Source organism: Collinsella sp. CLA-ER-H10 (genome assembly GCF_040092475.1).
Lineage (GTDB): Bacteria > Actinomycetota > Coriobacteriia > Coriobacteriales > Coriobacteriaceae > Collinsella.
Window position 1 is genome coordinate 108,699 of sequence record NZ_JBBNLM010000006.1, and the last position, 16,438, is coordinate 125,136.

General features: G+C 59.4%; 18 protein-coding genes. All 18 read right to left on the reverse strand.

The annotated features are described in order from the left end of the window. Positions 1–13: 13 nt before the first annotated feature. The 18 genes from AAAX36_RS04570 to AAAX36_RS04655 all read right to left on the reverse strand — a co-directional run bounded on the left by AAAX36_RS04570 (position 14) and on the right by AAAX36_RS04655 (position 16,375). Positions 14–253, reverse strand: a complete 240-nt coding sequence (locus tag AAAX36_RS04570) for an exodeoxyribonuclease VII small subunit (RefSeq protein WP_006233978.1) — start codon at positions 251–253, stop codon at positions 14–16. Between the two features lie 2 nt (positions 254–255). Further along, positions 256–843: a transcription antitermination factor NusB gene (gene nusB, locus AAAX36_RS04575; protein WP_346963840.1), complete on the reverse strand. Its 588-nt coding sequence runs from the start codon at positions 841–843 to the stop codon at positions 256–258. Positions 844–846: 3 nt separating this feature from the next. After that, positions 847–1,209, reverse strand: a complete 363-nt coding sequence (locus AAAX36_RS04580) for an Asp23/Gls24 family envelope stress response protein (RefSeq protein ID WP_035138197.1) — start codon at positions 1,207–1,209, stop codon at positions 847–849. Between the two features lie 24 nt (positions 1,210–1,233). Then, positions 1,234–1,797, reverse strand: coding sequence for an elongation factor P (gene efp, locus AAAX36_RS04585; protein ID WP_117799248.1), 564 nt, complete (start codon positions 1,795–1,797; stop codon positions 1,234–1,236). Positions 1,798–1,956: 159 nt separating this feature from the next. After that, entirely contained in the window at positions 1,957–3,087 is a 1,131-nt protein-coding gene (locus tag AAAX36_RS04590) for a Xaa-Pro peptidase family protein (protein ID WP_349074262.1), read from the reverse strand. A 132-nt stretch (positions 3,088–3,219) separates the two neighbouring features. Continuing rightward, entirely contained in the window at positions 3,220–4,329 is a 1,110-nt protein-coding gene (locus AAAX36_RS04595) for a hypothetical protein (RefSeq protein WP_349074263.1), read from the reverse strand. Then, a complete protein-coding gene (locus AAAX36_RS04600; protein WP_035138190.1) occupies positions 4,326–4,859 on the reverse strand; it encodes a shikimate kinase in 534 nt (177 codons plus the stop codon). Before AAAX36_RS04600 ends, AAAX36_RS04595 begins: the two co-directional genes overlap by 4 nt. Positions 4,860–4,867: 8 nt before the next feature. Continuing rightward, positions 4,868–5,365: a YqeG family HAD IIIA-type phosphatase gene (locus AAAX36_RS04605; protein WP_035138189.1), complete on the reverse strand. Its 498-nt coding sequence runs from the start codon at positions 5,363–5,365 to the stop codon at positions 4,868–4,870. Position 5,366: 1 nt separating this feature from the next. Continuing rightward, positions 5,367–6,752, reverse strand: coding sequence for an endolytic transglycosylase MltG (gene mltG, locus AAAX36_RS04610; RefSeq protein WP_349074267.1), 1,386 nt, complete (start codon positions 6,750–6,752; stop codon positions 5,367–5,369). After that, on the reverse strand, positions 6,745–7,173 hold the full coding sequence (gene ruvX, locus AAAX36_RS04615) for a Holliday junction resolvase RuvX (protein ID WP_035138185.1): 429 nt from the start codon (positions 7,171–7,173) through the stop codon (positions 6,745–6,747). Before ruvX ends, mltG begins: the two co-directional genes overlap by 8 nt. A 17-nt stretch (positions 7,174–7,190) precedes the next feature. Continuing rightward, a complete protein-coding gene (gene alaS / locus AAAX36_RS04620) occupies positions 7,191–9,848 on the reverse strand; it encodes an alanine--tRNA ligase (protein WP_349074269.1) in 2,658 nt (885 codons plus the stop codon). Between the two features lie 152 nt (positions 9,849–10,000). Then, a complete protein-coding gene (locus tag AAAX36_RS04625; RefSeq protein WP_349074271.1) occupies positions 10,001–11,410 on the reverse strand; it encodes an AI-2E family transporter in 1,410 nt (469 codons plus the stop codon). Continuing rightward, positions 11,407–12,198 (reverse strand): RNA polymerase sigma factor SigF, encoded by a 792-nt coding sequence (locus AAAX36_RS04630; protein ID WP_022094589.1) that lies wholly within the window; start codon positions 12,196–12,198, stop codon positions 11,407–11,409. The genes AAAX36_RS04625 and AAAX36_RS04630 overlap by 4 nt, the downstream gene beginning before the upstream one ends. Before the next feature lies 1 nt (position 12,199). Further along, a complete protein-coding gene (locus AAAX36_RS04635) occupies positions 12,200–12,577 on the reverse strand; it encodes a hypothetical protein (protein ID WP_022094590.1) in 378 nt (125 codons plus the stop codon). After that, positions 12,570–13,163: a hypothetical protein gene (locus AAAX36_RS04640; protein WP_349074272.1), complete on the reverse strand. Its 594-nt coding sequence runs from the start codon at positions 13,161–13,163 to the stop codon at positions 12,570–12,572. The genes AAAX36_RS04635 and AAAX36_RS04640 overlap by 8 nt, the downstream gene beginning before the upstream one ends. Before the next feature lie 100 nt (positions 13,164–13,263). Continuing rightward, complete coding sequence (locus AAAX36_RS04645; protein WP_349074274.1) at positions 13,264–14,613, reverse strand: replication-associated recombination protein A; 1,350 nt, start codon at positions 14,611–14,613, stop codon at positions 13,264–13,266. A gap of 60 nt (positions 14,614–14,673) precedes the next feature. Beyond that, the gene (locus tag AAAX36_RS04650; RefSeq protein ID WP_349074276.1) at positions 14,674–15,921 is read right to left on the reverse strand and encodes an HD domain-containing protein; all 1,248 of its coding nucleotides are present in this window, start codon (positions 15,919–15,921) and stop codon (positions 14,674–14,676) included. A gap of 31 nt (positions 15,922–15,952) precedes the next feature. Then, a complete protein-coding gene (locus tag AAAX36_RS04655) occupies positions 15,953–16,375 on the reverse strand; it encodes a prepilin peptidase (protein WP_161115825.1) in 423 nt (140 codons plus the stop codon). Positions 16,376–16,438: the final 63 nt, after the last annotated feature.

Below are 16,438 nucleotides of genomic sequence, written 5' to 3' on the forward strand. Positions count from 1 at the left end.
CCGGAGATGCGGCCTAGCTATCCTGGGATTCGTTTGCCGCATCCTCATCGTATTCCTGCTCGAGCTTGTCGGCCTCTCGCGGCGTCAACTCAAACTTGTCGACCATATCGACCGCGCGGGAACCCAACTCAATCGCTTCGTCAAACAAATCGAGTGAACGCTCCAAGGAGGTATCCTTGGAGCGAACGGTAGCGATGATCTGGTCCAGACGGTCCGAAATCTCGTCAAAGTTGCGGACAGAACCCTCTGGCATGGCTACTCCTCGACGGAGTCGGCCTCGACGGCCCCAGCAGCGTCCGCGTCCTCGGCAAGTACACCGGCAGCAGCCTGAGCAGCAGCGACCTTGGCGGCTGCCTCGGCAGCCTGTGCCTCCTCGCGAGCGCGATCCTCGGCCAGCAGCTCTTGGTACAGGTCCTCGCCCGGCAGTTCCTCGCTGCGAGCGATCTTGCCCAGCACGCCGTTGACAAACGATGCGGACTGGTCGGTACCATAAGCCTTGGCAAGCTCAACGGCCTCGTTGATGACGATGGCGTCCGAGACCTCTTCGTCGGTAAGGAAGCGCATCTCGTAGACGGCGATACGCAGCAGGTTGCGGTCGGCACCGGGCATGCGCATAAGATCCCAGTTCTTGGCGACGGCTCGCAGGGCACAATCGATGCGATCGATGTGCTCGTAGGCACCGCGGCAAAGCTCCAGTGCATAGGGGTCGAGGGGACCCTTCGAGATCAGGAAATCGCCCTCGAGGACGCGCTCGAGCGGACTGTCCGTGGCCTCGGCCTGGAACAGCAGCTGCAGCGCCTGACTGCGGGCAAGCGTGCGCCCGCGATAAACCTTAAGGCTCAAAGGTTACTCCTTGGGGAAAACGAGGCCGTCAATGCAAACGTCAACGCGCTCGACCTCAACGCCCACCTGAGCATCGATGGCAGCGACCACGGCGGCGCGAACGGCCTCGGCGAGCTTCTTGAACGGATAGCCAAAGAACACCACGACACGCACGGTGAGTGCGAGCTTGTCGCCGATGACCTCGGCCTCGACCGCCGGCTCGGAAGCCGGGGCCTTAGACGAGAGCATCATGGAGACAAGGTTGGTGGCAAGGTCCTTGACGCCAACGGAGGCGATGCCCTCGACATCCGACACGGCGCGCGAAACGATGGCGGTCAGAACATCGGGCGAAATGCCGATGCCGTCAATCTTGATTTCCTGGGGCATGAGTCCTCCTATAAGAGTTGGTTGCTAGACGCGGGAGACGAACTTGCCGTCGCGGGTGTCAACCTTGATGACCTCGCCCTCGTTGAGGTACATGGGGACCTGGATGACAGCGCCGGTGTCGATCGTGGCCGGCTTGGTGGAACCCTGGACGGTGTCGCCCTTAAAGCCCGGGTCGGTCTGGACGATGGTGGTCTCGATGAACATCGGCGGGGTCACGCCCATGAGCTCATCGTCGGCGAAGAGCAGCTGGCAGACGTCGTTCTCGCGCAGCCACTTGGAGTTCTCGCCCACCATGTCCTCGGGAACGGGAACCTGCTCATAGGACTCGTTGTCCATGAAGATATAGTCGGTGCCATCGTTGTAGAGGTACTGGAACTCACGGGTGGTGAGCATGACGCTCTCGAACTTGGTGCCGGCGTTGCAGGTGTTCTCGACGACGCGGCCGCTCTTGATGTCGCGGGTCTTGTAGCGCACAAACGCGCCGCCCTTGCCCGGCTTGACATGCTGGAACTCGACGATGGTGTAGACCTTGTCCTTAATGCGGAGACCGAGGCCGTTCTTGAAGTCGGCGGTAGAAATGGTAGGCATAGCGACCTTTCTTGTTATGGGCAGAACGCACAAGCGTCCAAATTACATACGACCGAAATTATACACTTGCAGACGGCGCCTGCAGCGAGCGCATAAAAAGAGAACGCGGGGCGCCCGAATCATTTCGGACGCCCCGCCCCAAAAATCTATCGAAATGGGCTAGCAATCGATGACGTGCAGGTCGTGCGGGGTCTTGGTGAAGGGCTCATATCCGTTCTCGGTGACGACGCCGTAGTCCTCCAGGCGCACGCCGCCCACACCGGGCAGGTACACGCCGGGCTCCATGGTGATAACTGAGCCGATCGCGATGGTGTTCTTGCTGCGGTTAAAGTTGGGCAGCTCGTGGATGTCGATACCGACGCCGTGACCCAGACCATGGTTGTAGTAATCGCCATAGCCGGCATCGCCGATGATCTTCTTGGAAAGCTTGAAAATGTCGTTGCCCTCAACGCCCGGATGGATGGCGGCGACGCACTCCTCGTGCGTACGGCGCACGAGTGCGTACAGGTCGAGCTGCTCCTGGGTGGGCTCGCCCATCACGACAGTGCGCGTCATGTCGGAGCGGTAATCGCAATAACCCGCGCCATAATCCATGAGAACGAAATCGCCCTTCTCGATCACGCGGTCGCTCGGCACGGCATGCGGGTTGGCGGTGTTGGGACCGCTCGCCACGATGGAGCCGAAGGCAAGGCTATCGGCGCCGTTGGCGAACATAAAGTTCTCGAGCTCGTTGCGAACCTGCTTCTCGGTCATACCAGGCTTAATAAAGCCGAGCATGTGCTGGAAGGCGGCGTCGGTGATCGACTGCGCATGGCGCATGAGCTCGATCTCCTCGGCGTCCTTGATGGCGCGCATCTTGCGAATGTCGGCATGCATCAGCGACAGCATGCAGGCGACGGAACGATCCTCCAGACCACGCTGAATACCCTGATAGAAGTTGATCTGCATGTCGTCCTCGACAGCGCAGACGCGGCACTTGTTGGCCGCGATTTTGCCGGCGACCCAACCGGGGATGGTGCCCTCGTCCATGTCGTAGACCCAGGGGCTGCCGGCGGGCGTGTTCTCCTCAAAGCTGTTGAGGTAGCGCGAGTCGGTATGGAACAGGCACTGGTCAGCCGTAATAAACGCCGCGTGCGGGAACTCGAAGGTGTAGTCGAAGACGCCCTTCACGCCCGTGAGCCAACGAAGATTGGCCTCGTCGCGTACCACGATAGCGTCGTAGCCGCGCTCGACCATCAGGGCACGGACACGTTCGATACGACCGGCAGGACCGGCAGCAAACTCAGACATGCAGATTCCTTTCTTATTGTCTCTATAAAGACGGGACGGGTCTCAACCGAACGTCGGAATCGCATGCGAACCGCAACCGATTGGAAACCCGTCCCTCAACATGATACGAAAGACGATGGATGTCAATAAATCTTAGAGAAGTTCTTTGCGAGAAGCCAAGTAAGCGTGAGCATGGCGCTCAAGAACCTCGTCCTCAACGCTCGTTAGGCGAATGGCGCCGAGTGCCGCGGGCAGCGGCAGCATGCTGCGATTCGAGCGAGCGAACTGCTGCCTGCGGAACTCCTCGATATATGCGGCAGGCTCCAGATCGAGGGCAAGTTCCTCGATACCAAAGTCCTCTAGGCAGTCATCGACCTCAAAGACGTAATCGATATCGAAGTCGCAGGCATCATGTGCTAGGCGCGCCTCAAAGCGCATGCCCTCGGACAACAGCTGGTAGGCAGGAACCTGCGAAGCAGCATCGCCCAAGCAAGCGCGCAGGGTACGCTCCCCCGTCTTGCCAAAATCGAGCGCATGGCGGGCGCTCGGGTTCGTGGCCATCAGTACGTCCTTGCGGGCAGTCTGAGACCATTGAACTGCATTGAGGAGCGCGACCTCCTCGCCCGCGAGAATCTCGGGAACGGTCTCAGTAAACTGATTCCAGCGGGACTTGCTGCTCGAAAGCATGGTGCCAACAAGCACCACATAGCCGAACTTGAGGTACTCGGGGTCCGCCTCGCGAACAAGGTCGAGGTCACACACGACCAAGCCCGGCTCAGGACGGAACGCGATAGCGGGAAGCGCATTCGCCGGCGAGGCGACGAGCGGCTTCATGGTCGTCGCGACCGTGAGCATGGCGTCGAAGGTCGTCGGCAGCAGCGCGCACTCGGTTCGGCCACACCACTGGTTGGCGCACCAGCTAACAACCGAGCAGGTTGCGGCATCGCCAACGGCGACAACCAGATCGTCGCAGGTAACGCCGTTGGCAGACAGGGCGCCAAAGATCGCATCGGCATCGGCCAGCGTGGCACCAGCAGGCGAAACCTCGAGGACTAGCGGCGACACGGCAAAACCGGCGTCGACCAGCGCATGCTCGACGACCTCACCAAAACGCTTGGATGTGGCGTCTTTCCAAACGACCATCGCGCGCTTAGGCTTGCCCACAGTCGAGGCAAACATGCGCGACAACTCATCGAACGCGCCCAATCCGACACGGACATCGACGCTGCGGTTTTGGAAATTGATCAGTTGACGACGAATCATAGCAGCCCACGCTCCAAAAGCATCTCGGCACAAAGGTAGGAAACGTCCTCGAAGGACTTGTTGCGAATATCAAGGGTAAGGTCGGCGGCCTGGCGATACAGCGGACGGCGATGCTCAAACAGGCGCGCAGCATGCTCGGGCGAACGGAAATCGGGGCGCGTGTCGGACCGACGAATCTGTCGAATCGAATCCTCGAAGTCGCCCTCGAGGTACACGCACGTACCCATTTCGTGCATCAGTTCAATATTCACCGGCGTTTCGACGATACCGCCCCCGCACGAAACCAACAGGCTGCGCTCGCTTTGGAGCGAACGGAGCGCCGAGGTCTCGAGCTCGCGAAAACGATCCTCGCCCTCGGTCTCAAAAATCTCGGTTACCGACTTGCCGCAACGGCGCACGACCAGACGGTCGGTATCGATAAAACGCCGCTTGAACATGGTGCCCACGTTGCGCGCAAGCGTCGACTTGCCCGCGCCCAAAAAGCCGATAAAGAAGATATGGTCGCAGCCGTGTTTGATGTGCTGGGACATGACGAGACCTATTCCTCGCAAGGAAGGTCGCGCAGGGCCCGGCGCTCAAAGATACGGAAGATCTGCGTATACCACAGGTCCTGCGTCGCCTGCGGCTTTACCAGGATGGTATCGACGCCGGCGAAGTTGCCGCTCCACACGTCCGTGTAGAGCTGATCACCGATCAGCACCGCCTCGTCAGCCGTGGCGCCGAGGCGCTTAAGACCCGCCTTGAGGGCAAACGGCGCCGGCTTCATGGCGTGGCTGATGGCCTCGAGTCCCAGCTCGCGTGCCGACGCCATGACCTGGTCGCGATGCCAGTTATTGGACACCATGCACAGCTTAAAGCCTTTGGCGCGGGCGGCGTCGAGCCAAGCGGAAATCGCGGCGGGGACCTGCTCGGTGTCGCGCGGCACCAGGGTGTTATCGCGATCGAGCAGAATGGCGCGTTTGCCGTCGGCCCACAGGGTATCGAGATCGATGCGATCGACCGAGGCAACGTATCGTTTGGGGCTAAAAATCCTCATGCTAATTCCAAGACTGTTGATGCTCTTCGTAGGTTTGCGAGAAGTACTCCTCGTCCTGCGTAATGTAGAAATACAGGTCATCGGAGTCGGTCGGCTCAAGCGTGGCCTTGAGTGCCTCGAGCGATGGAGAGCAGATGGGCGTGGGCGGTAGGCCCTCGTGCTTATAGGTGTTATACGGACTATCGCTCTGCAGGTCGTCGGCGGTAACCTCGCCACCGGTGACATACATCATGGTCGCATCGCTGTTGAGATAGCGCAGACCGTCGAGTTTGCCGGCAAGGCGGTTGTAGAAGACCGAGGCCACGTGCGCACGTTGATCGGCGTTGAGGCCCTCGCGCTCAACGATAGAGGCCAAGTTGACGATGTCGTAGTCGGACATCTCCACGCCGTAGCGTTCCTTGATCTTGGCTTCGCAGCTCGCAAAGTCAAGCGACTTGTACTCGGTCTTAAACTGATCGAGCATGGCGCGAATCACGTCATCGGCCGTCGGCGAATCGCCCAGCGAATAGGTCTTGGGGAACAAGAAACCCTCGAGCGAATCGTTGGCGGCGCCCTTAAGGAAGCTATAGTCGTCAACGTAGTTGGAGGCCTTGGCCTGGTTGAGGAAGTCTTCCTTAGAGATGCTGTCGTAGGCCTGGGCCACACGGTCGGCGACTTGATCGACCATTAGGCCCTCAGGGATAGTCAGCGCATTGGAGCCCGCGTTGGGGCCTTCCATGAGCTGCTGAACAACCTTGGTCGCATCCATGAGTGTGGTGAACGAATAATCACCAGGCTTGAGCGACATATCGGCGTTGAGCTTTTTCACCGCCGCATAGTAATCCTTGGGATTTTCGACGATATGGTTCTCAGAGAGAATCGAGGCGATAGTATCGCCCGAGGCACCGTCGGGAATCGTGATAGTAACTTGCTGGCCAGCAGCGACTTTCGCATCCTCACCGCCAAAGAAGCCCTTGACGGCTGGCACGACAAAGAAAACGATCGCGACAAGCGCAAGCACGGCGACGACGCCACCGATAATCATAGGCACCGGGGAGCTTTTCTTTTGTGTACCACGGCGGACGTGAGTGTTATAGCTCGAGCGCGTAGCCGGAGCAACGCCGTGGGAACCGAGAGCGTGATGCGAATGCGACTGGGGGGCCTGCACTCGCTGGGTAGATGCCTGCTGCTTAAAGCGGGTACCGCCTGCAGGCTGGGCCGAACGAGCAGAAGGCTGCTGAGCCGTCCGCTGAGCAGGCTGGGCCGAACGAGAGGAGGACTGCACCGGACGCGCGGCAGGCTGAGCTGCGCGCTGCGTCGGCTGCGCAGGGCGCTGACCAGGCTGAGTAGGGCGCGACGAGGGCTGACCCTGACGACTCTGCCGGCGCGGATCGGAAGCGCTAGGCATGCGAAACCTCCTCGTTTTTACGATCGAGCCATGTCTGCAAGAACAGGCTGGCGGCGATCATGTCAATCTTGCCCCTCATCTGCTTTTCGTTGAGGCCCTGCTCGCGCAGGATACGCTTGGCCTCTTGCGAGGACAGACGCTCGTCCTCAAACTCCAGCGGAAGATCGAGCTCGTCGGCAATCTTTTGCGCCACGGCGGCAACGCGCTCGGCCTGGGGGCCGGGCTCACCAGCCATGGTCAAGGGACGTCCGCTTACCAGGATATCGGGCTCATAGTCCTCGACCAAGTAGCGAAACGTCTTTGCCATGCCAGTGACCTCGGCAGCCGGAAGCACCTTGACGGGCATCGCCATCTTGCCATCACGGCTCGAGACGGCGATGCCGATCCTGGTCTCCCCTATGTCCAGCGCAAGCGCGACCACAGCGACTACCTAGATTCTTAGGCGCCGAGCGCGGTCTTGGCGGCCGCGAGGGCATCGGCGATGCCGGCGGCGTTCTTGCCACCAGCCTGAGCCATGTTGGGACGGCCGCCACCGCGACCGTCGACCAGGCCCGCGATCTGCTTGATCACGTTGCCGGCGTGGAAACCGGCCTTGACGGCGTCATCAGAGCCGGCGGCGAGCAGGGCCGGGGTGCCCTTCTCAGTCACGCTGGCGACGACACAAGCGACAGGGCCGGCGACCTTCTGATGCACGGTATCCCATACGTTGCGCAGGTCGGCAGCCTCAAGGCCCTGGAGCTCAGCGACGACTAGCTTGTAGCCGCCGAGCTCGACAGCACCCTCGATGGCACTGGAAATGGCGTCGGAGGAGCCACCGGTCAGAGCCTTTTTGAGCTTGTTGGACGTCTCGCGCAGCTCGGCCTGCAGGTTCTCCACGCGGGCGGGAACCTCGTCGACGCGGCACTTGAGCGCAGCGGCGGCGGCGTCAACGAGCGCCAGGCGGTCGGCCATGTAGTCGAGGGCACCCTTAGAGGTCACGGCCTCGATACGGCGGACATTGGAGCCCGTGGAGGACTCGGAAATGATCTTGAACAGGCCAATCTCGGCGGTATTGGCGGCATGGGTGCCACCACAGAGCTCGCGGGAGAACGGCTGGTCCTCGGCGCCCACGGAGACGACGCGGACGACATCGCCGTACTTCTCTCCAAACAGAGCGACAGCGCCGGCAGCCTTAGCCTCGTCGATGCCCATGACACGGGTCACGACCGGCTTGGAAGCGAAGATCTGCTGGTTGACCAGGTCCTCGACAGCCTTGAGCTGCTCGAAGGACAGAGCCTCGAAGTGCGTAAAGTCAAAGCGCAGGTGCTCGGGCGTCACCAGCGAGCCGGCCTGGGAGACGTGCTCGCCCAGGACCTGCTTAAGGGCAGCGTCGAGCAGGTGCGTGGCGGTGTGGTTGCGGCGCAGGAAGCCACGGCGCTCAGCGTCGAGCGCGGCGGTAACATCGGCACCGACAGTCAGCGTACCATCGGCAACGTGCGCGACGTGGGCATACAGGCCGTTGTGGTTCTTGGTGTCGACAACGGTCAGAACAACGCCCTCAGCGGAAAGCTTGCCGGCATCGCCTTGCTGGCCACCCATCTCGGCATAGAACGGGGTGCGGTCGAGCACGACCTCGACGTCCTCGCCGGCGGCAGCGGACTCGACGGACTCGCCGTTGCGAACGATGGCGACTACTTTGGCGCCCTCGATGACGTCGTTGTCATAGCCATCGAAATCGGTCGCAGCGACCTTGTCGGAAAGCTCGACCCACACGTCGTTGAAGCTGCCCCAGGCATCGCCCTTGGCGTTGGCACGAGCGCGGGCCTTCTGGTCCTCCATGCAGGCAGTGAAGCCGTCCATGTCGACGTCGTGACCAGCGGTGCCGGCGATCTCGACGGTCAGGTCGATGGGGAAACCAAAGGTGTCGTGCAGCTTAAAGGCAACATCGCCCGGAAGCGCAGCACCCTCGGCAAGCGCTGCCAGGGCCTCATCCAGGTAGACGCGACCGTTGTCGAGCGTCGTGGAGAAGCGCTCCTCCTCGGAGGCGACGATACCCTTAACGAGCGCGACGTTCTTGAGCAGCTCGGGGTAGGCCTCGCCCATCTGAGCGTTGACCTCGTCGATGAACTTGGTCAGGAAGGCGCCCTCGATGCCCAGTAGACGACCGTGGAACACGGCGCGGCGGAGCAGGCGGCGAAGGACGTACTCGCGACCCTCGTTACCGGGCAGGATGCCGTCAGAGATCATGAAGTCGACGGCACGGGAGTGGTCGGCGATGATGCGAAGAGAACGGCTGGCGCCGGAGTAATCGTCGGCGTCATAGGTCTTGCCGCTGATCTCCTCGCCCAGCTTGATGAGGTGCTGCATCAGATCGCCGTCGTAATTGGCGGTCTTGTGCTGCATGATGGCAGCCATGCGCTCCAGGCCCATGCCCGTATCGAGGTTGCGGTGCGGCAGCTCCGGCATGGAGCCGTCCTCCTGACGGTCGTACTGGGTAAACACGAGGTTCCAGAACTCAAGGAAGCGGTCGCAGTCGCAGCCGGGCTTGCAGTCGGGGCTGCCGCAGCCGACCTCCTCGCCCATGTCAAAATAGATCTCGGAGCACGGACCGCAGGGACCGGTGGGGCCAGCGGCCCAGAAGTTGTCGTCCTCACCCAGGCGGGAGATGTGGTCCTCGGCAACGCCCAGAGAACGCCACACGTCGTGGGTCTCGTCGTCCTCGGTAAAGACGGTGAAGTACAGGCGATCGAGCGGCAGCTTGAACTCCTTGGTGATGAGCTCAAAGGCCCAGGCGCAAGCCTGCTCCTTGGAGACGCCGCCAAAAGAGAAATCGCCGAGCATCTCGAAGAACGACAAGTGACGGCCGTCCTCGCCGATGCAGTCGATGTCGTTGGTGCGGACGCACTTCTGGCAAGAGATCGCGCCGATCTCCTTCATGGTCTTCTTGCCCTGGTAGTACTCCTTAAACTGGTTCATGCCGGCGTTGGCAAGCAGCAGCGAGGGATCATCGGGGACGAGGGACGAAGAAGGATAGAGCTTAAGACCGCGCTCCTCAAAGAAGTTGAGGAACTTGGAGCGGATCTCGGCCGTAGTCATTGACGGGTAGTCAGCACTCATAGAGGGAATCTCCTCGGTTTCACATCGAAACAGTTCAAACGTAACGATATTACCATCCCGCCGCACACATGCAAAAAAGAGGGCCGGCACAATACCGGCCCTTCAGCGAAATTGCATGTTAGCGCGTATGAATGTTGACTCAAATTACCCCGCTAGTTGTCATCATCGTCCATGGAGCCGTCGATGCCGGTATTGGTATCGTCGTCCGAGTTGGAATCATCGTCTTTGGCGAAGGGGTTCTTGAAGAAGCCCGTGGCATCGGGTTGCAGGCCCGAGAGCTTAATCCAGGGATTATCGAGCTCGGGCTTGGGCATGGCCTTGGCCTCGGGCGCAGTCTCGTTACCGATGAGCTCGGACTCATAGATGAAGGTGTCGTCGCCGAGCGCGTCGTAGGCGGCGACCGGATTGCCATCGGCATCGCGATACGGCGTGCCCTTAAACACGGCTCCGTCATAGGCCACAAGCTGACGGCCGGTCTCATTCTCGAAGTAGTACACGAAGATGCCCTTGAGGGCCGCACAAAGCGGGATGGCAATAATCATGCCGATGGGCCCCATGAGTGCCGAACCAATAACGAGAGCCGTAAGGCTCATAATGGGATGCACCTGCACTGAGCTCTGCATGACCTTAGGCGAAATCACGTTATCGGTGACGTTTTGCGCGACCATCGTCACGACAAGCGTCCATAACGCCAACATGGGGCTGAACATGAAACCGAGCACTGTGGCGATTGCTGCGCTCACCCAAGGACCGACGACTGGAACCAAATGCATGATGCCGGTAAAGATAGCCATGAGCGCCGCATACGGATGGCCGATGATCATAAAACCGATAAAGGCGAGGAAACCACCGCAGATGGACGTCACGACCATACCGCGCATGTAGCCGCCGACAGAGCGAGAAAGGATGGCGACCATAAAGCGGTACGAGGTCTCCTTCTCCTGACCGATGATGGTGCAAATCTCGTGGTGCATGCGAGGGTAGTCGCAGGCCATCCAATACGCAAGCACCAGACCAAGGAAGATCACGAACAACTGCGAGGCCATATTGGTGATGAGCGGGAACACACCGCGGCCAAGCTCGGCAGCGATCTGAGACACGTACTTCGATGCCACGGTAACAAGCGACGAAAGATTATCGTCCAAATACTCCTTGAGCGGCGTGTTGTTGAGCGTCTTGGCATGCGAGATCATCTCGTTGAGATCGCCACCAGCAACACGAAGCTGCTCGGGCAGGCGGCTCAGGACTTCCATGATCTGGCCAAAGAGAATCGGCGACAAGATGCAAACGACACCGACGAGCACGGCAACAACAACAATAAGCGCGATAAGCGAACCGATGCCGCGATTCACGCCATGGTGCTCGAGCCAGTTGGTGATCGGGGACATCACAAAGGCAATGATGGAACCAACAGCGAGAAACTCGATAACCGGTGCCAGGATGCCCATAAGGTTAAAGATGACAGCAGCAATAACAATGCAGCCGACAACAGCCCAAATGCGCAGCGTCAGAATGCGGGTGTCGCGCAGCACGCGATCGGTTTGTTGGGGGTGCTCACTCATGAACGAATCATCACTCCGTCGGGGTCGATCTTGTCCTGAATCTTCTTAAGCGTGCGGCGCAGCAGACGCGAAACCTGCACCTGAGAAATACCAAGCTTCTTGGCGATCTCGATCTGGGTCATGCCCTTCACAAAGCGCAGCTCGATCACCTCGCGCTCGCGCGGCGAGAAATCACGGATGGCTTCCTCGATCACTAGACGGTCATCGGTAAAGTCGAGCTCGTTGTCGTCGTCGGCGTAACGGTCGAGAATCGAGGGGGCATCGTCGGAATCGGACGCACCAGGAGCCTCGATGGGCACCGAGGTATAGGCCGAAGACGATTCCATAGCCTCGAGGACCTCATCGACAGTCACATCTAGATACTCAGCGATCTCCTCAACCTTGGGCGAACGCTGCAGCTCGTTGGTAAGTTTGTCAGTAGCCTGGTTGACCTTGGCCGAGAGCTCCTGCAGACGACGCGGTACGCGCACGCTCCAGCCCTTGTCGCGGAAATGGCGTTTGATCTCGCCCAGGATAGTGGGTGTCGCAAACGTCGTGAACTCGAGTCCGCGCTCGGGGTCAAAGCGGTCGATAGCCTTGAGCAAACCCAGATAGCCGACCTGCATGAGGTCGTCGAGCGGCTCGCCGCGATTCTTAAATTTGTTGGCAAGAAACCTTACCAGGTTCATATGGGACATGACGAGCTGTTCGCGGGCGTCCGGATCACCGGTCTCCTTGTAGCGACGAAACAGCTCGCGGGTTTTCTCCTTGTCCCAAGCGGTCTTGCCGCTCCGGGAACGTTCGGTCATATTAAATATCCGCCTTGAGGTCGAGGGAAAGCGTCAGGGGCGCCGCAGTCTTTTCGTAGGAGTCGCACACGCTCGCCAAAATAAGCTCGGCATAAACAGCAGCCTGGTCATCCTCGTCGACGGTGGCCTGATCGCCAAAGGTAAAGGTCATGCCAACGTGAGATTCATCGACATCGAATTTGATTGAGATGTCGTCGGAATCAACAGCCGTGCAGCCAAAGATAAAGGCTTCCTCGGCAGCCATGCGGATGTCCTCGATGCGATCGACAGACATGGAACACAGGGCACCAACGTTGGCTGCCGTCATGCGCACAAGGCGAGCGAGACGCGGGTCGCCGGCAACGGTCAGCGTGATGGGGCAGGTTGCTTCGCTACTCATCGCAGGACTCCTCAGAGGTCTCGGAGGGTGTATAGGTGTAATACTGAGCCCGCTTGGATGCAGACTTCTGAGCCACATCTGCGCCATCGGCGGCCTCGTCCTCCGCCTTGCCAATCAAGACGCGCTCGGTCGGCTGCTCGGCTTCTTCGGCGGCAGCGGAAAGCTTGCGCTCGGCTTCAGCTGCAGGAGCCTTCACCTTATTGAAGAGCTTCTGCACAGCACCGGCGGCAGAGTCGGTCACGCTCGACACAGCATTGCTGGCCTCGGCCATGCTACCGGTGACCTCAGAAATGTCGCGAACCACGGCTTCGACCTCTACGAGATTGGAGGTAAGGGCATCAACTGCCGTCTTGCTCGACTTAAGCAGCGGCTCCATCTGGGCAAGCGCCGGCGTAAGCTCATCGACAGCGCCATCGAGCTTTGCCACCACAGGCTGAGCCTCGGCGATGGTGTTGTTGAGGTCGTTAACGGTCTTATCGAGCGAGTCGACAACGGTGCGGGTCTTGCGCAGGGTAAGCGCGAGCTCAACGATGGCCCACACGCCGGCAACAGCGAGCAGCAGCAGAGCGATTTGAATGGGACTCATACAAGCCTCCCAAAGGAATCGATATACAGACGGTTTCCATGGTACCCCAAAGGGGACCGAACATGCCATGAGCAGCAACGTGGGACAAAATTATCAGCAGCTACTTCGGTGCATTCCCGCTGCGGTCGCGTTCACTTTGCTCTACGCGCCATTCTTCCCAACCGCGGCCGGCAGGCTGCCAAAATGCACCGCGTTCCAAGCCTTCGGGCAAATAGCGCTGATCGACCCAGCCTTCGGGATAATCATGCGGATACTTGTATACACCGTATTCGTCGCTACCTGGGCGATGACGATCGCGCAAATAACTCGGCACCTCACGTAAACCGCTGCTATGAATATCGGCCAACGCCGCGTCAATCGAGGCCTCACATGCGTTTGACTTAGGCGCCAAGCACACATAGAGTGCAGCCTGAGCAAGGTTAATGCGGCACTCGGGATAGCCAATGACCTCGGCAGACTTAAACGCGGCATGCGCCACCAAAAGTGCCTGCGGATCGGCATTACCAACGTCCTCAGAAGCCTGAATCATAATGCGGCGGGCGATAAACTTAGGATCCTCACCCGCATCTATCATGCGCGCGAGCCAATAGATCGTGGCATCGGGGTCACTACCGCGCATAGACTTTATAAACGCACTGATGATGTCGTAGTGCATGTCGCCGTTTTTGTCATACGTAAAGCCGCGACGCGGGTTGGCGATCTTCACGTCATCCACGGTGATGGGATAGCGCTCCCCCGCCGCGGGCGCTGGCGTTCCCTCGGTATCGGGACGCGTGACGGCAATCTCGCTCGCAAGCTCGAGCGTCGTGAGCGCCGAGCGAGCGTCACCCGCTGCCAGCGTGCAGATGGTCTTGACCGTATCCTCATCGGCCGAGAACTTACCGTTCAAGCCCTGCGGTGCCTCGAGCGCACGCTCGATAAGCATGGCGATATCCTCGTCCTTTAAATGCTCAAGCTCCACGACTCGACCACGTGAGAGCAGCGCCGAGTTTACCTCGAAGTACGGATTCTCCGTCGTAGCGCCAATCATAATGACGGTACGGTTCTCAACTGCATGCAGCAGGGCATCCTGCTGCGACTTAGAGAAGCGGTGAATCTCATCGATAAATAGAATGGTGCGACGGTCGTACGTATTCAGGCGCGTCTTGGCCTCATCAATCACGCGACGCAGGTCCTTCACGGTACCCGTGACGGCGCTGACCTCGACAAACTCGCTCTTGGTATGGTTGGCGATAATGTGGGCCAGCGTCGTCTTGCCCGTACCGGCAGGCCCGTACAGAATCACGCTCGAAAGCACGTCGTGCTCGATCGCGGCACGCAGCCATGAACCCTTACCGACGGCCTTTTGCTGGCCCACGTACTCGTCGAGCGAATTAGGGCGCATGCGCACCGCAAGCGGCGCATTCTGAAAGGAACGCTCGCGCGTCGAAGCAGAAAAAAGGTCGTCCATAGCCATCCCGTGTATCAATCAAATACGTTTTCCACTAACAGTATACCGAATTAATACGAACTACCGTTCGTTAATATAGGTACGGTGCGGAAACTCCAGACCAGGGAACAGCTTGCTCGTCAGTTCGCAGAAATAACCGTCCGTCATGCTCGTGATATAATCCACCACGGCTTGATCCTTGTCGTCCTGCCAGGCATAGGTGCGATCATAGTAGGAAAGCTGCTGCTCAATGCGCGAAATATGGTGCTTAAAGATGTAAGAGGACTCGTCGCCACTGTTTAGATCCCGCAGGCAACGGTCGTAGAGCTTTACGAACGCCTCGCGCAGCTCCGCCTCGGAATCGCCTTCGATACCGCCCTTGCTATAGATCTTCTCGTAGTTCTCGCGCTTGGCTCGGCGAATTTCCTCAAACAGGTCCTCGCTCATCTCGATGCGCGGCTTACCATAGCTGTGCTCAACGATATCGATGGAGGCATGCGTGAGGATCCAACTGTTGTAGGCACCGCCCCGGCCATCATCAAAAGCGTCGGGCGAAAGCAGGCCCGCCGCGATCGCATCCTGACGGTCACGACCGACGTAGGCAAGAATATCCGAGATGCGAACGACGCAGCCCTCGAGCGTCATGGGACGCAGATGCTCAATTGCGCTATAGCCCGTGGCAATGCAATCCTCAACCGTCTGGTCAAACTGGTCAAAGGAGCCCATGTCCGAGAGCTCAAACACACGCTGCTCGTACTCGCCGTTATGGCATAGCACGCCGTCGAGCGTCTGGAGCGACACGTTGCGGCCATACAACGCGTCGAGCACGCGAACCGACTGCACGTTATGGAAAAAATAACGCCCCGTACGCTCATGATAGATATCGTTGAGGAAGCGCTCGCCGGCATGGCCGAAAGGCGTGTGTCCCAAGTCGTGACCCAGGCCAATCGCCTCGATCAGATCGCAATTGAGCCCCAGGGCGCGACCGATATCGCGCGCAATGCGGGAGACAAGCTGTACGTGCAAACCGCGGCGTGAAAGATCATCATTGCTACGGAAGCTAAAGACCTGCGTTTTGCCTGCATAACGGGTGTACGCCGGAAGATGAAGTATCTTTTCGGTATCGCGCATAAACGCCGGACGCATAAGCGTGCCTTTGTCGGCGGCGCGATCAATACGACGAATGACCTGATCATCGTTGCAACGATACGGGTTGATATAGCCCGAAGCACGATCGGCGGCAATGCGCTCGGCAAGCTCGGGCGACAACGCCGAGGGAATACGGTCCATGCGCGCCTTAATGACGGCCGTTTCTTGATTAGATTCCATGGCATGCTCCTTAAAAAGGATGCGCAATCGGTTACAAAGTGCAGCCCACGACCTCGATTATGGCAAAAATCGGAACTAAAAACGGGAGCAATGGCAGGGAGCGCGATTTTGCGATGAGGCAAGCGACGGCAAGGGTCAGGAGCGCAACCGCAAACGCGACAACGCCGCCCAGGGGATCGAAGGTACAAAGGGCAAAGAGTGCCTTGACGTCCCCCATGCCAATGCCAGGAGCGTGGCGAACTCTACGCCAGAGCGACTCGGTAAGCACAAGGCCAAGGTAGACGATGACCGCAAGACCGGCGTGGTCAAGCGCTGTGTTCAAACCGAGGTCGAGCCAAACGCCCGCCAACGCCGCCACGGCACATGCGCCGGCAAGCCCATTGGGAAACCGTCGCTCTCGGGCATCAATTGCCACGCCGGCAAAGATGCAAATCCAAAACGGGATATAGACCATCGGACTCCTCCTCGAGCTGCATCGCAAAAGCAAAAACCACCACAAAGGTGCCTGTGAACTGCG

What these genes read in the sequence shown, in the direction of transcription:
- alaS (WP_349074269.1), bottom strand. Translation starts at nt 9,848, where the DNA reads ATGAGTGCTGACTACCCGTCAATGACTACGGCCGAGATCCGCTCCAAG.
- AAAX36_RS04570 (WP_006233978.1), bottom strand. Translation starts at nt 253, where the DNA reads ATGCCAGAGGGTTCTGTCCGCAACTTTGACGAGATTTCGGACCGTCTG.
- AAAX36_RS04635 (WP_022094590.1), bottom strand. Translation starts at nt 12,577, where the DNA reads ATGAGTAGCGAAGCAACCTGCCCCATCACGCTGACCGTTGCCGGCGAC.
- mltG (WP_349074267.1), bottom strand. Translation starts at nt 6,752, where the DNA reads ATGCCTAGCGCTTCCGATCCGCGCCGGCAGAGTCGTCAGGGTCAGCCC.
- AAAX36_RS04600 (WP_035138190.1), bottom strand. Translation starts at nt 4,859, where the DNA reads ATGTCCCAGCACATCAAACACGGCTGCGACCATATCTTCTTTATCGGC.
- AAAX36_RS04580 (WP_035138197.1), bottom strand. Translation starts at nt 1,209, where the DNA reads ATGCCCCAGGAAATCAAGATTGACGGCATCGGCATTTCGCCCGATGTT.
- AAAX36_RS04645 (WP_349074274.1), bottom strand. Translation starts at nt 14,613, where the DNA reads ATGGACGACCTTTTTTCTGCTTCGACGCGCGAGCGTTCCTTTCAGAAT.
- AAAX36_RS04605 (WP_035138189.1), bottom strand. Translation starts at nt 5,365, where the DNA reads ATGAGGATTTTTAGCCCCAAACGATACGTTGCCTCGGTCGATCGCATC.
- AAAX36_RS04655 (WP_161115825.1), bottom strand. Translation starts at nt 16,375, where the DNA reads ATGGTCTATATCCCGTTTTGGATTTGCATCTTTGCCGGCGTGGCAATT.
- AAAX36_RS04650 (WP_349074276.1), bottom strand. Translation starts at nt 15,921, where the DNA reads ATGGAATCTAATCAAGAAACGGCCGTCATTAAGGCGCGCATGGACCGT.
- efp (WP_117799248.1), bottom strand. Translation starts at nt 1,797, where the DNA reads ATGCCTACCATTTCTACCGCCGACTTCAAGAACGGCCTCGGTCTCCGC.
- AAAX36_RS04625 (WP_349074271.1), bottom strand. Translation starts at nt 11,410, where the DNA reads ATGAGTGAGCACCCCCAACAAACCGATCGCGTGCTGCGCGACACCCGC.
- AAAX36_RS04595 (WP_349074263.1), bottom strand. Translation starts at nt 4,329, where the DNA reads ATGATTCGTCGTCAACTGATCAATTTCCAAAACCGCAGCGTCGATGTC.
- AAAX36_RS04590 (WP_349074262.1), bottom strand. Translation starts at nt 3,087, where the DNA reads ATGTCTGAGTTTGCTGCCGGTCCTGCCGGTCGTATCGAACGTGTCCGT.
- AAAX36_RS04640 (WP_349074272.1), bottom strand. Translation starts at nt 13,163, where the DNA reads ATGAGTCCCATTCAAATCGCTCTGCTGCTGCTCGCTGTTGCCGGCGTG.
- AAAX36_RS04630 (WP_022094589.1), bottom strand. Translation starts at nt 12,198, where the DNA reads ATGACCGAACGTTCCCGGAGCGGCAAGACCGCTTGGGACAAGGAGAAA.